This window comes from Cellulomonas dongxiuzhuiae (assembly GCF_018623035.1).
GTDB lineage: Bacteria > Actinomycetota > Actinomycetes > Actinomycetales > Cellulomonadaceae > Cellulomonas > Cellulomonas dongxiuzhuiae.
Genome location: NZ_CP076023.1, coordinates 1,275,286 through 1,287,981, shown reverse-complemented (window position 1 = coordinate 1,287,981; position 12,696 = coordinate 1,275,286). Strand labels below are relative to the sequence as shown.

General features: G+C 74.9%; 13 protein-coding genes. 8 read left to right on the top strand and 5 right to left on the bottom strand.

From position 1 onward, the window contains the following. Positions 1 to 20: 20 nt before the first annotated feature. From mgtE to ybaK, 5 genes are all read left to right on the top strand, one after another. Entirely contained in the window at positions 21 to 1,373 is a 1,353-nt protein-coding gene (gene mgtE / locus KKR89_RS05755) for a magnesium transporter (RefSeq protein ID WP_307802239.1), read from the top strand. A 20-nt stretch (positions 1,374 to 1,393) separates the two neighbouring features. After that, positions 1,394 to 2,209: an aminoglycoside 3'-phosphotransferase gene (locus tag KKR89_RS05750; RefSeq protein WP_251141033.1), complete on the top strand. Its 816-nt coding sequence runs from the start codon at positions 1,394 to 1,396 to the stop codon at positions 2,207 to 2,209. Between the two features lie 71 nt (positions 2,210 to 2,280). Beyond that, positions 2,281 to 4,881 (top strand): DEAD/DEAH box helicase, encoded by a 2,601-nt coding sequence (locus KKR89_RS05745; RefSeq protein ID WP_208197385.1) that lies wholly within the window; start codon positions 2,281 to 2,283, stop codon positions 4,879 to 4,881. A 202-nt stretch (positions 4,882 to 5,083) separates the two neighbouring features. Then, positions 5,084 to 5,683 carry a VIT1/CCC1 transporter family protein gene (locus KKR89_RS05740; protein ID WP_208197384.1) on the top strand — a complete coding sequence of 200 codons (600 nt, stop codon included), beginning with the start codon at positions 5,084 to 5,086 and terminating at the stop codon, positions 5,681 to 5,683. Between the two features lie 17 nt (positions 5,684 to 5,700). Next, positions 5,701 to 6,207 carry a Cys-tRNA(Pro) deacylase gene (gene ybaK, locus KKR89_RS05735; RefSeq protein WP_208197383.1) on the top strand — a complete coding sequence of 169 codons (507 nt, stop codon included), beginning with the start codon at positions 5,701 to 5,703 and terminating at the stop codon, positions 6,205 to 6,207. A 31-nt stretch (positions 6,208 to 6,238) separates the two neighbouring features. On the opposite strand, the gene KKR89_RS05730 is transcribed toward ybaK, so the two are convergent. Together KKR89_RS05730 and KKR89_RS05725 are read right to left on the bottom strand one after the other, a co-directional pair. Beyond that, positions 6,239 to 6,637 (bottom strand): YccF domain-containing protein, encoded by a 399-nt coding sequence (locus KKR89_RS05730; protein WP_191780956.1) that lies wholly within the window; start codon positions 6,635 to 6,637, stop codon positions 6,239 to 6,241. Positions 6,638 to 6,696: 59 nt separating this feature from the next. Continuing rightward, positions 6,697 to 7,248: a YqgE/AlgH family protein gene (locus tag KKR89_RS05725; RefSeq protein WP_208197382.1), complete on the bottom strand. Its 552-nt coding sequence runs from the start codon at positions 7,246 to 7,248 to the stop codon at positions 6,697 to 6,699. Positions 7,249 to 7,364: 116 nt separating this feature from the next. Between KKR89_RS05725 and KKR89_RS05720 the strand changes: the two genes are divergently transcribed. The 3 genes from KKR89_RS05720 to KKR89_RS05710 are packed head-to-tail and all read left to right on the top strand — an operon-like array spanning position 7,365 to position 8,910. Continuing rightward, complete coding sequence (locus KKR89_RS05720; RefSeq protein ID WP_208197381.1) at positions 7,365 to 8,123, top strand: YggS family pyridoxal phosphate-dependent enzyme; 759 nt, start codon at positions 7,365 to 7,367, stop codon at positions 8,121 to 8,123. Between the two features lie 41 nt (positions 8,124 to 8,164). Next, the gene (locus KKR89_RS05715; protein WP_208197380.1) at positions 8,165 to 8,560 is read left to right on the top strand and encodes a YidH family protein; all 396 of its coding nucleotides are present in this window, start codon (positions 8,165 to 8,167) and stop codon (positions 8,558 to 8,560) included. Further along, positions 8,557 to 8,910: a DUF202 domain-containing protein gene (locus KKR89_RS05710; protein WP_208197379.1), complete on the top strand. Its 354-nt coding sequence runs from the start codon at positions 8,557 to 8,559 to the stop codon at positions 8,908 to 8,910. Before KKR89_RS05715 ends, KKR89_RS05710 begins: the two co-directional genes overlap by 4 nt. Positions 8,911 to 8,941: 31 nt before the next feature. Here KKR89_RS05710 and KKR89_RS05705 read toward each other — a convergent pair whose 3' ends face one another. The 3 genes from KKR89_RS05705 to cimA form a co-directional block, all read right to left on the bottom strand. Then, positions 8,942 to 10,018: a lipoate--protein ligase family protein gene (locus tag KKR89_RS05705; protein WP_208197378.1), complete on the bottom strand. Its 1,077-nt coding sequence runs from the start codon at positions 10,016 to 10,018 to the stop codon at positions 8,942 to 8,944. Positions 10,019 to 10,054: 36 nt separating this feature from the next. Further along, positions 10,055 to 10,957: a sensor domain-containing protein gene (locus KKR89_RS05700; protein ID WP_208197377.1), complete on the bottom strand. Its 903-nt coding sequence runs from the start codon at positions 10,955 to 10,957 to the stop codon at positions 10,055 to 10,057. A gap of 96 nt (positions 10,958 to 11,053) precedes the next feature. After that, on the bottom strand, positions 11,054 to 12,694 hold the full coding sequence (gene cimA, locus KKR89_RS05695; protein WP_208197376.1) for a citramalate synthase: 1,641 nt from the start codon (positions 12,692 to 12,694) through the stop codon (positions 11,054 to 11,056). Positions 12,695 to 12,696: the final 2 nt, after the last annotated feature.

Below are 12,696 nucleotides of genomic sequence, written 5' to 3'. Positions count from 1 at the left end.
CGCGCACGACGTGAGGAGGGATCATCCCCGAGCACGACCGCGACGACGAGACGCCGAACTCGACGCTGACCGCCGAACGCTCCCCCGCACTGCGCGACCTGCAGGCCCGGATGGCGACCCTGAACGTGGCCGAGGTCGTCCACGAGCTCGGTCGGCTGGGCGCCACGGACCGCGCCGTGGCCTTCCGCCTGCTGGCCAAGGACCGCGCCGTCGAGGTGTTCGAGGACCTCGACCCCGCCCTGCAGGCCGAGCTCGTCGCCTCGCTGCACGGCCACGCCGCCGCCATCTTCGCGGCTCTGGACCCCGACGACCGCGCCGCGCTGCTGGACGAGGTCCCGGCCGGCGTCGCGCGGCGCCTGCTGGCGGCCCTGCCCCCGGACGAGCACGCCGCGACGACCGCCCTGCTCGGGTACCCCGAGGACAGCGCCGGGCGGCGCATGTCACCGGAGGTCGTCGCCGTCCCCGTCGGCACCACGGTCGGCGACACCATCGCGCAGGTGCGCGCCGCCGGCGACGACGCCGAGACCGTCTACGTCGTCCCCGTGGTCGCCGACGGGCGGCGTGTGCGCGGGGTCGTGTCGCTGCGCCGGCTCGTCCTCACCGACCCGGCCACGCCCGTCGACGCCGTCATGTCGCCCGCCACGACGGTGCGCGCCACCGACGACGCCGAGCACGCCGCGAACGTCGTGCGCGACGGCGGCTTCGTCGGCGTCCCCGTCGTGGACGGCGAGGACCGCCTCGTGGGCGTCCTCACCGTGGACGACGCCATGCGCGTGCTCGAGGCCGAGGACGACGAGGACTCCGCCCGCACCGGTGGCGCCGAGCCGCTGCGCCGGCCGTACCTGTCGGTGTCCGTGCTCGGCCTGGTGCGCTCGCGCGTCGTGTGGCTGCTCATGCTCATCGTCGCGGCGTCGCTGACCGTCGGCGTGCAGTCCTACTTCGAGGACGAGCTCGCACAGGTCGTGGCGCTGGCCCTCTTCGTGCCCCTGCTCATCGGCACCGGCGGCAACGCCGGGTCGCAGGCCGCCACGACCGTGGTGCGCGCGAGCGCCGTGGGCGACGTGCGCACGGGCGACGTCGCGCGGGTCGTCGGCCGCGAGATGCTCACCGGGCTGCTGCTGGGCCTCACCCTGGCCACCGTGGGAGTGGGCCCCGCGATGCTCGTCGCGGGCCCGGCGATCGGCCTCGTCCTCGCGCTCACGGTCGTCGCCGTCTGCACGCTCGCCACGACCGTCGGATCGAGCGTCCCGCTGCTCGCCAAGCGGGTGGGCATCGACCCCGCGATCGTGTCCGCGCCGTTCATCTCGACCTTCGTCGACACCACCGGCCTGATCGTCTACTTCTCCATCGCCAAGGCCGTGCTCGGGATCTGACCAGGTGGCAGGATCGGCCCGTGCTGCCCGAGACCCCCGCGCCCCGTCAGATCCGAGGCCTGCCCGAGGGGCCGGTCGCCGTCCCGGCTGCGGTGGCGGACCTCGCCGCCGGTGCGCCGGTGGAGCCCGTGTGGGTCAACGAGCTCGGCGGCCGCACCTTCCGCCTCGGGACCTCGCGCTACGTCAAGTGGGCCCCGGCGGACGTCCCCGGGATCGACCTGCCCGGCGAGGCGGCACGCCTGCTGTGGGCGCGGCCGTTCACCCCCGTCCCGGAGGTCCTGGACGGGGGCGCCGACGAGGAGGGGACGTGGCTCGTGACGGCCGCGCTGCCGGGACGCAGCGCCGTCGTGCCGCCGTGGGTGGACCGCCCCGCCGAGGCCGCCGCCGCGATCGGGGCGGGCCTGCGCGCGCTCCACGACGCGCTTCCGGTGGGCGAGTCGCCCTTCGACTGGTCGGTGGAGGCGCGGCTGGCGACCGCCCTGGAGCACCTCGACGCCGGTGACACGCCGGCCGCGTGGTCGCCCGAGCACCGCGACCTCACGGTGGCCGACGCCCGCGCCCGGCTGCTCGATCCCCCACCCCTCGACGAGCTCGTCGTGTGCCACGGCGACGCGTGCGCACCGAACACCCTCATCGGCCCCGACGGGCGGTGGGCCGCGCACGTCGACCTGGGCCGCCTCGGCGTCGCGGACCGCTGGGCCGACCTCGCGGTGGCGGCCTGGAGCACGGTGTGGAACTTCGGCCCGGGATACGAGGGCCACGTGTACGCCGCGTACGGCGTCGCACCGGATCACGAGCGCATCGCGTACTACCGGCTGCTCTGGGACGCCACCTGACCTGACGGCCGCGGCCCGACGCCCGACGGGCCGGCCCCGGTCGCCCGTGCGCCACGTGGGAGGATCGCCACGTGCCCGACGCTGCGAACCTGACCGACCGCCTGCCGACAGGAGACGCCGCGCACGACCCCGACGCGCTGTACGAGGTCTTCTCCACCTGGGCGGCGGACCAGGGGCTGACGCTCTACCCCCACCAGGAGGAGGCGCTGCTCGAGCTGCTCACCGGCGCCCACGTGATCCTGTCCACACCGACGGGTTCCGGGAAGTCCCTCGCGGGCGTCGCCGCGCACGCCGTGGCGATGGCGCAGGGTCGCCGCTCGTACTACACGGCGCCGATCAAGGCGCTGGTCAGCGAGAAGTTCTTCGCGCTCGTCGACGTGTTCGGGTCGGCCAACGTCGGGATGGTGACGGGCGACTCGGCGATCAACTCCGGGGCCCCGATCGTCTGCTGCACGTCCGAGATCCTGGCCAACCAGGCGCTGCGCGAGGGCCCCGACGCCGACGTCGGCCTCGTCGTCATGGACGAGTTCCACTACTACGCGGACCCGCAGCGCGGGTGGGCGTGGCAGGTGCCGCTGCTCGAGCTGACGCGCACGCAGTTCCTGCTGATGTCGGCCACGCTCGGCGACGTCTCGTTCTTCGTCGAGGACCTCGCGCGCCGCACGGGCCGTGACGTGGCGGTCGTCGCGAACACCGAGCGGCCCGTACCCCTGACCTTCACGTACTCGGTCGAGCCGCTGCACGAGCTGCTCGACGAGCTCGTCAGCACCCGCCGCGCACCGGTGTACGTCGTGCACTTCACGCAGAAGGAGGCCGTCGAGCGCGCGCAGTCGCTGCTCTCGACGCCCCTGGCCAGCCGCGAGCAGCGCGACGCGATCGCCGCGGAGCTGGGCGGGTTCCGGTTCGGCCCCGGGTTCGGCAAGACGCTCTCGCGCCTGCTGCGGCACGGCGTCGGCGTGCACCACGCGGGCATGCTGCCCAAGTACCGCCGTGTCGTCGAGCGCCTCACGCAGCGCGGGCTGCTGCCGGTCGTCTGCGGCACCGACACCCTGGGCGTCGGCATCAACGTGCCGATCCGCACGGTGGTCCTGACGAGCCTCGTCAAGTACGACGGGGTCCGGATGCGGCACCTGAGCGCGCGGGAGTTCCACCAGATCGCGGGCCGCGCCGGACGCGCCGGGTACGACACCGTGGGCGAGGTCGTCGTGCAGGCGCCCGACCACGTCATCGAGAACCGCAAGGCGCTCGCCAAGGCCGGCGACGACCCGAAGAAGCAGAAGAAGATCGTCCGCAAGCAGGCGCCGTCGGGCCACGTCAACTGGACCGACAAGACGTTCGAGCGCTTGCGGGACGCCCCGCCGGAGCCGCTCACGTCGAGCTTCCAGGTGTCGCACGCGATGGTGCTGCACGTCCTGCAGCGGGGCCGCGACGGCCGCGCGGACCCCGTGGCGGTCATGACGCACCTGCTCACCGACAACCACGAGCCCGCGAGCGCGCGCTCGCGCCACGTGCGCCGCGCGGTCGACGTGTACCGGTCCCTGCGCGCGGGCGGCGTCGTGGAGCGCCCGTGGGTCGACGACCCGTCGGCGCCGGGCGGCCGACGCCGGACCGTGCAGCTCGTCGCCGACCTGCCGTTCAACTTCGCGCTCGACCAGGCCCTCTCGCCGTTCGCGTACGCGGCGCTCGACCTGCTCGACCCGCAGGACCCCGGCTACGCGCACGACGTCGTCTCGGTCATCGAGGCCACGCTCGACGACCCCCGCCAGGTGCTCGCGGCGCAGGAGAACAAGGCCCGCGGCGAGGCCGTGGCCCGCATGAAGTCCGAGGGGCTGGAGTACGACGAGCGCATGGCGCTGCTCGAGGGCGTCACGTACCCGCGCCCGCTGAGCGAGCTGCTCGAGGCCACGTTCGCGACGTACCGGCGCACCAACCCGTGGGTCGCGGACCTCACGCTGTCGCCCAAGTCCGTGGTGCGCGAGATGCACGAGCGCGCCGCGACGTTCGCGGAGTACGTGCAGCTCTACTCCCTGGACCGCACCGAGGGCGTCCTGCTGCGCTACCTCGCCGACGCGTACCGCGCGCTGCGGCGCACGGTCCCCGAGGACCGCCGCACCGAAGAGCTCGAGGAGCTCATCGCGTGGCTGGGCGACCTCGTGCGGCGCACCGACTCGAGCCTGCTCGACGAGTGGGAGCGGCTGTCCGACCCGACGGCCGTCCTCGAGGACGACGCCGACGTGCCCGGCGAGGACGCTCCCCCGCCGCCCGTCACCGCCGACCCGCGGGTGTTCCGCGCGCTCGTGCGCGGGGCGATGTTCCGGCGGGTCGAGCTCGCCGCCCGCGAGCGCTGGGGGGCCCTCGCCGCCCTGGGCGACGTCGACGCCGAGGGCGAGCCGTGGACGGCCGACCGCTGGGCCGACGCGGTCGAGCCGTACTTCGACGACCACGACGAGATGGGCACCGGCGCCGCCGCGCGCGGTCCGGCGCTGTTCCAGGTGACGCCCGGGACCGCCGCCGACGCGCACGGGCCAGCGGCCGGCACCTGGCACGTCCGGCAGGTCCTCGACGACCCGGCGGGCGACCACGACTGGCGCATCGACGCCCTCGTGGACCTCGCGGCGTCGGACGAGGCCGGCGAGGTCCGCCTGCGCGTCCTGGACGTCGGCCCCCTCTGACGCCGCGCCGCACGACTGGATCGCACTCTCACGCACGAGAGAGCAACCCACCCCCCCTCCCCCGCGCGCGAAAGAGCGATCCCGTCACCTCGGCGGGGGCGCCGGCCGGGGTGTGAGTCAGGGTAGGCACGCCTGCATCGCCCCAGGTCAGGCCAGCCTTTCCTGCGGTGACAGGACTGCGCGCGCGGGCCTACCGTGGCCCATGACCACGACCAGCGACCGCGTCGTCGGGTTCGGCGCGCTGCTCCGCCGCACGCCGCGGCGCGCGGCGTCGAACGCAGGTCTCAACCGCCTGCGCGCCGGGGTCCTCGGCGCCAACGACGGCATCGTGTCCGTCGGCGCGACGGTCGTGGGCGTCGCGGGCGCCGCCGCGTCGACGTCGACCATCGCCCTGGCGGGCGGTGCCGCGCTGCTCGCCGGTGCGCTGTCGATGGCCTCGGGCGAGTACGTGTCCGTCTCCAGCCAGCGGGACGCCGAGCGCGTCGCCGCCGCGTCCGGCCGGCCCATCACCGACGCCCACCAGGACTTCACCAACCCGTGGCAGGCCGCGCTCGCGTCCATGCTGGCGTTCACCGCGGGGGCGCTCATCCCGCTGCTCGTCGTGCTGGCCCCGTGGACCACGGCCGCGCGGGTCCCGGCGACGTTCGCGGCGGTCCTCGTCGCGCTCGTCCTGACGGGCTGGGCGTCGGCGCGCTTCACGGGTGCGTCGCACGGCCGCTCCGTCCTGCGCAACGTGCTGGGCGGCTCGCTGGCGATGGCAGTCACGTACGGGGTCGGTGCACTGGTCGGCGTCGCGCTCTGACGTCCTACCCTGGGCGGGTGGCCAGGAAGGACGCACGCAGCAGCAGCAGCGGCGGCACCCCCGCCCTCGTCACGCTCGCGGAGGCCGGCGTGCCGCACACCGCCCGCACGTACGAGCACGACCCGGCGAGCGACCTCGGCTACGGCCTGGAGGCGGCGCGCGTGCTGGGGGTCCCGCCCGAGCAGGTCTTCAAGACCCTCGTCGCGGAGGTCGACGGCACGCTGACCGTGGCGGTCGTACCCGTGACCGGCCGGCTGGACCTCAAGGCGCTCGCCGCAGCGGTCGGCGGCAAGCGGGCCGCGATGGCGGACCCCCACGCCGCCGAGCGCGCGACCGGCTACGTGGTGGGCGGGATCTCGCCGCTGGGGCAGCGCACGACGCTGCGCACCGTGGTGGACGAGAGCGTGTGGCTGTTCGACACCGTGCTCGTGTCCGGCGGCCGGCGCGGGCTGGACGTCGAGCTCGCGCCCGACGACCTCGTGCGGCTCACCGACGCGGTCGTGGCAGACGTCGCGCGGGACTGAGCCGCCCCGCCGCCACGCGGGTCAGTACCCGTCAGTGCCCGTACGCCGCGAACGGGCTGTCGGTCGGCACGATCTGCTTGCCCAGCGGCACGAGGGACACCGGGATGAGCTTGAGGTTCGCGATGCCCATCGGGATGCCGATGATCGAGACGAACAGCGGGATCGCGGTGGCGACGTGCCCGATCGCGAGCCAGATCCCGGCGACCAGCACCCAGATGACGTTGCCGATCGTCGACAGCGCACCGGCGGTCGGCTTCTCGACGATCGTGCGCCCGAACGGCCACAGCACGTAGCTCGCGATCCGGAAGGACGCGATGCCGAACGGGATCGTCACGATCAGCACGCAGCAGACGACGCCGGCGGCCACGTAGCCCAGGGCGAGCCAGGCACCGGCGAACACGAGCCAGATGACGTTCAGCAGGGTCTTCACGTGCTCACCGTCCCACGGCGGGGCACGGGGCGACATCGGGGATCACCCCGACCCGACCCTCAGTTGAGCGAGACGTCGTCCGGCGCCGTCGACAGGAGCGCCAGGTCCCCCGGCTGACGGCGCAGGACGCGCCGCCACAGGCCGCGCGGGTCGGCGCTGAACACGTCGCCCGGCTCGAGGTCGACGACGAACCAGCCGCCCGCCTCGATCTCGCGGTCCAGCTGCCCCTCGGCCCACCCGGCGTACCCGACGAACACGCGCAGCGCCCGGACGGCGTCGACCACGAGCGCGGGCGGGGCCTCGAGGTCGACGACCCCGAGCCGCGGCGACAGGTGCCGGACACCGGGCGGCGCGCCCGCGTCGGGGAGGTCAGCGAGCGCCAGTGCCGTGTCACGGGACACAGGGCCGCCCTGGAAGAGCCGGCCGGGCGCGCTGAGGTGGTCCTGCCACTGCGGCAGCACCGCGCTCGCGTCGACGTCGAGCGGCCGGTCGAGGACGACCCCCAGCGCACCGGCCTCGGTGTGCTCGAGGACGAGCACGACCGACCGCCGGAAGCTGCGGTCCTGCAGCCCCGGTGTCGCGACGAGCAGCCGCCCCGTGCACCCCTCCATCCCGCCAGCATGCGACCCGGCGACCCCCGCGCGCCACACGGGCGGGCGCGGGGGCACGGGTTTCGCCCGCCCGGCGAGCGCGGCGCACGCCGCGGGGGCGGGTACGGTCAGGCGTCGTGAGCAGCGAGGACGTGACGCGTCGTCTGGCGCAGGTGCGCGAACGGGTCGCCGCGGCGTGCGCCGCGGCGGGACGCGGCGCGGACGAGGTCCGGGTCCTGCTGGCGTCCAAGACGGTGGACGTCGCGACCGTGCGCGCCGCGCTGCTGGCCGACGCCGCCGCACGGGAGGCCGGCTCGACGGGGGCGCCGGTGCTGCTGGGCGAGAACCGGGTCCAGGAGCTCGTCGCGAAGGCGCCCGCGCTGGTCGACCTCGCGCCGACGTGGCACGTCATCGGGCCGCTGCAGTCGAACAAGGTCAACGCGGCGCTGCGGTGGGCGTCCGCGGTGGAGTCCGTCGCGGACGACGCGCTGGCACGGCGCCTGTCCGACCGCGTGCAGGGGCGCGCCGTGCCGCTCGACGTCTGGGTCCAGGTCAACGTGTCGGGCGAGGCCAGCAAGCACGGCGCCCACCCGGGAACGGCGGCGGACCTCGCGGTGCGGGTCGCGGCGCTGCCCGGGCTCCGGCTGGCCGGGTTCATGACCGTGGGTGCGCGCAGCGACGACGAGGGGGTGGTGCGCGCCGGCTTCGCCCTGCTGCGCGCGGTCCGCGACGAGGTCGTCCGGTCCGGCGCACCCGGCACGGGCGACGCGCACGGGCTGTCGATGGGGATGAGCAACGATCTCGAGGTGGCGGTCGCGGAGGGCGCGACGGTCGTCCGGGTCGGGACCGCCGTCTTCGGGTCCCGACCGGCTCCCGCCGCTGTGCCGGGCGCGTGACCGCGGCGGTGGCCGGCACGCCAGGTGGGGAGGATGGGCGCATGGATCACGAGCGACCCGTGCCCGAGGGGCGCGCGCCCGACCGACGCTTCCCCCGGTGGGTCTACGGCGTCGGTGCCGAGCCCGACGCGCGCTTCACGCTCGCCAACGAGCGCACCTTCCTCGCGTGGGCGCGCACCGGCCTCGCGCTGCTCGCCGGCGGTGTCGCCCTCGAGGCCCTCGGCCTGCCCGTCGAGCCCGCGCTGCGGCTCGCCGCCGCCGTCGTGCTCATCGCGCTGGGGACCCTCGCGCCCGCGGTGGCCTGGTGGGGGTGGTCCCGTGCGGAGCGCGCCATGCGGCGCGGCGACCCCCTGCCCGCTCCCGTGGGCTTCGGCCTGCTCGTGGGCGGCGTCGCCGTGGCCGGTGTCCTCGTCCTGCTCGGTCTGCTGCACGCGTGACCGCCCCGGCACACCCGTCGCTCGCCGCCGAGCGCACGGCGCTGGCGTGGCGCCGCACGGCGCTGGGCCTGGTCGGGGGCTCGGTGGCAGCCGGCCGCCTGCTCGTCGAGACCTGGGGGGTCGCGGCGTGGTCGGTCACCGCCGCCGGGACCGTCATCGCCGTGGTGCTGCTGCGTGCCGCACGCCGGCGCCGGACCGGCGTGCACGGACGTCAGCGGTCGAACCTGACGACGGCCACGGAGCGGACCGTCGGTCGTGACCCGGGCGGTCGCCTCGTCACGGCCTGCGCCGCGGCCCTCGTGCTCCTGGGCGCCGCTGCGCTCGTCGTCGTGCTGACCTGGCGCGGCTGAGCGGAGCGTCCCGCGGGCCCGGGCGCCCTGCTCACGGCACGCGTGCGGTCCATGCCGGATCCGTGAACCGGGTGGCCACGAGCTCGCGCGCACGCTCCACCTCGGCCGGGCGCAGCACGTCGTCGACCGTCCGGTACCGCGACCGGAAGTGCGCCACGAAGGCCTCCACCACCTGCTCGCGCGGCAGCCGGGTCTGCGAGCGCACCGGGTCGACCCGCCGGTTCGCCGACCGCGTGCCCTTGTCCGACAGCTTCTCGCGGCCGATCCGCAGCACCTGCATCATCTTGTCGGCGTCGATGTCGTACGCCATCGTCACGTGGTGCAGCACAGCACCGTGCGCCAGGCGCTTCTGCGCGGACCCCGCGAGCTTGCCCGCGGCCGACGAGATGTCGTTGAGCCCCGTCGTCGTGGCCGTCACGCCCACGTCCGCGAGCGCCCCGAGGACCCACGCGTTGAGGAACGCGTACGACTCCTCGAAGGACATGCCGTCGACCAGGGACCCCGGCACCACCAGGGAGAACGTGATGCAGTTGCCCGCCTCCATGAACATCGCGCCGCCGCCGGAGATGCGCCGCACGACCGTGACGCCGTACCGCGCCGCCGCCTCGAGGTCCACCTCGTTGCGCAGGGACTGGAACGAGCCGATGACGACGGCGGGCTCGTCCCACTCCCAGAACCGCACGGTGGGGCCGCGGCGCCCCGCGTCGAGCTCCTCGGTGAGCACCTGGTCGAGCGCGACGTGCATCGCCGGAGGCATGGGACCGGTGTCCAGGAGCGCGAACTCGTGGTCCGCCCACGCGGTGGACAGCCCCAGGGCGCGGCGCACGGCGAGCGCGACCGCGCGCACGTCGAACCCCACCATGGCGACGGGCCCGGCGATGCGGCCCTGGTCGACCGCGAGCCGCAGACCGTCCTCCAGCACGCCGACGAGCTGCGTGACGCCCGCGTCCGCCGGCGTGCCGTCCAGCGCGCGCGACAGCACCTCCAGCGCGTCGTCGGGCTCGAGGAAGAAGTCGCCCGACAGGCTCACGTCCCGCAGGCGTCCGTCACCGACCTCCAGGTCGACGACCACGAGCTTGCCACCGGGCACCTTGTACTCACCATGCACGCGGTCAGCCTAGGCGTCGACGCCGGTGCACCCGGGTCAGGGCAGCCCGCGCACGGCGGCGAGCGCGCGCCGCTCCACCATCTCGCTGAGCTGGGCCGGGTCCCCCAGCACGGCGCGGGCGTCCTGGCGGTCGCTCGCGTCGAGGGCCGTCGCGGTCCACGTGAGGATGGCGTTGCCGACCAGGACGTGGCCGGTCGTCTGCTGGTAGGTGTCGTCGTCGACCTGCGCCGTCAGGTCGTGCACGATCGCGGGGAACACGCCCTGGCCCTCCAGTGCGGGCTCCGCCGTCCACCGCGTACCGCCCGCCCCGGGCACGTCCAGCGTGTAGCGCGGGCACTCGTCCACCGTCGTGACGAGCGCACGGAACGCGGCCCGCGCCGCCGCCGGGTCGAGCAGCACCACGACGTCCTGCTCGAACGTCAGGTCCTCGTTGACCCAGGACGTCGCGTCGTGGAACGACGGCGGCGCCGACACGACCGTCACGGCCGTCGTGCAGGACGCGGGGTCGATGCTCGCACCCTCGGGCAGCCCCCACGGTCGGGTCCCGGGCTCCAGACCGCGCGCGACGCCGGCCGCCGCACCGGGGACGTCCCGCTCGAGGTCCGCGCTCGTCGCGAACAGGCTGCCCGCCGTCGCCGGGTCGAAGATCGCATCGGCACCCGGCGCGGGCGCGGCGCTCGCCGTCGGGGTCCGCGAGGGCTCCGGCGTGGGCGTGGGCGTGACCTCGGGCGTCGGCTCGGGCGTGGGCACGGGGGCCGGCTCGCCACCGTCCCACGGGCGCCACACGAGCACGACCGCCAGCGCGGCGACGACGACCACGACGAGCCACCACCGGCTGCGCGGACGCGCCGGGGGCATGCCCTGGCGGTCGTCGTCGGGCGTCGGCGGGCCGACGGGCGTCCTGGACGCGTCGAGCGGCTCGGGGGCGGTGCCGGACACGCGGGGGACTCCTTCCATCGGTCGGGCCTCGGGTGCATCCCCGAGGCTAGGTCGTGCACGCGCCCCCTGCGCGACGACCCGCGGGACGTGCCCGCGTCAGCGCGGCGGGACCCCGTGGTGGCGCAGGCCCCAGATGGCGGAGTCGGTGAGGGCCTCCCACGAGGCCTCGATGAGGTTGGGACCCACGCCGACGGTGCTCCACGACGTCTGACCGTCGGTGCTCTCGATGAGCACCCGGGTCACCGCGTCCGTGCCCTGCATCTGGTCGAGGATGCGCACCTTGAAGTCGATGAGCTCGAACTCGGCGAGCTCGGGGTACACGCGTCCCAGGGCGGTCCGCAGCGCGTGGTCCAGCGCGTTGACGGGTCCGTTGCCCTCGCCGGTGGTGACGATGCGCTCACCGCCCGCGTGCAGCTTGACCGTCGCCTCGGCCGTCGCGGCCGTGCCGCGTCCGCCGTTGCGCTCGACGATCGCGCGCCACGACTCGACCCTGAAGTACGCCGGCCGCGCACCCTCGAGCTCCTCGACGAGCACGAGCTCGAACGACGCGTCGGCCGCCTCGTAGGTGTAGCCGCCGGCCTCGGCGTCCTTGATGCGGTGCATCACGCGCGACAGGACGTCCGGGTGCTCCGCGAGGTCGATGCCGAGCTGACGGCCCTTGAGCTCGATCGAGGCGCGCCCTGCCATGTCGGACACGAGCATCCGCATGTCGTTGCCGACGAGCTCGGGGTCCGCGTGCTGGTAGAGGTCGGGGTCGACCTTGATCGCCGACGCGTGCAGGCCCGCCTTGTGGGCGAAGGCGCTCGCGCCGACGTACGGCTGGCGCGCGAACGGCGAGATGTTCGTCAGCTCGCTGATCGCGTGCGCGATGCGGGTCAGCTCGGGAAGCCCGCCCGGCGCGTCCGGGTGCCGCGCGAGCACCTGCCGGCCGAGCTTGAGCTCGAGGTTCGCGACGACCGACAGGAGGTCGGCGTTACCCGTGCGCTCGCCGTACCCGTTGACCGTGCCCTGCACGTGCATGCAGCCGGCGTCGACGGCGGCGAGGGTGTTGGCGACCGCGCACCCGGAGTCGTTGTGGGCGTGCATGCCCAGCAGCGCGTCGGGGCCGGCGGCCGCGCGGACCTCCAGCACGATCTCCCGCACCCAGTCCGGCAGCATGCCGCCGTTGGTGTCGCACAGGGCGACGACCTCGGCACCGGCCTCGAACGCGGTCAGCACGGCGCTGCGCGAGAAGGCCGCGTCGTACCGGTACCCGTCGAAGAAGTGCTCGGCGTCGACGAACACGCGCCGCCCCTCCCCCAGGAGGAGCGTCACGGTGTCCGCGATCATCGCCAGTCCTTCGTCCGCGGTCGTGCGCAGCGCACGCTCGACGTGCCGCACGTCGAACTTGGCGACGAGCGTGACGACGGGCGCCTCGGAGTCCAGGAGCGCACGCACCTGCGGGTCGTCGGCCGCACGCACCCCGACCTTGCGCGTGGCGCCGAAGGCGGCCAGCTCCGCGTTGCGCAGGTCCAGCTCCTTCGCCGCCCGCCGGAAGAACTCCGTGTCCTTGGGCACGGCGCCCGGCCAGCCGCCCTCGATGAACCCCACGCCCAGCTCGTCGAGCATCGGCGCGATCGCCAGCTTGTCGGCGACCGACAGGTTGATGCCCTCCTGCTGGGCGCCGTCACGCAGCGTGGTGTCGTAGACGTGGAACGGCGACGACGTGGTCGACGCGGGTGCCGTGGACTGTGTCACGG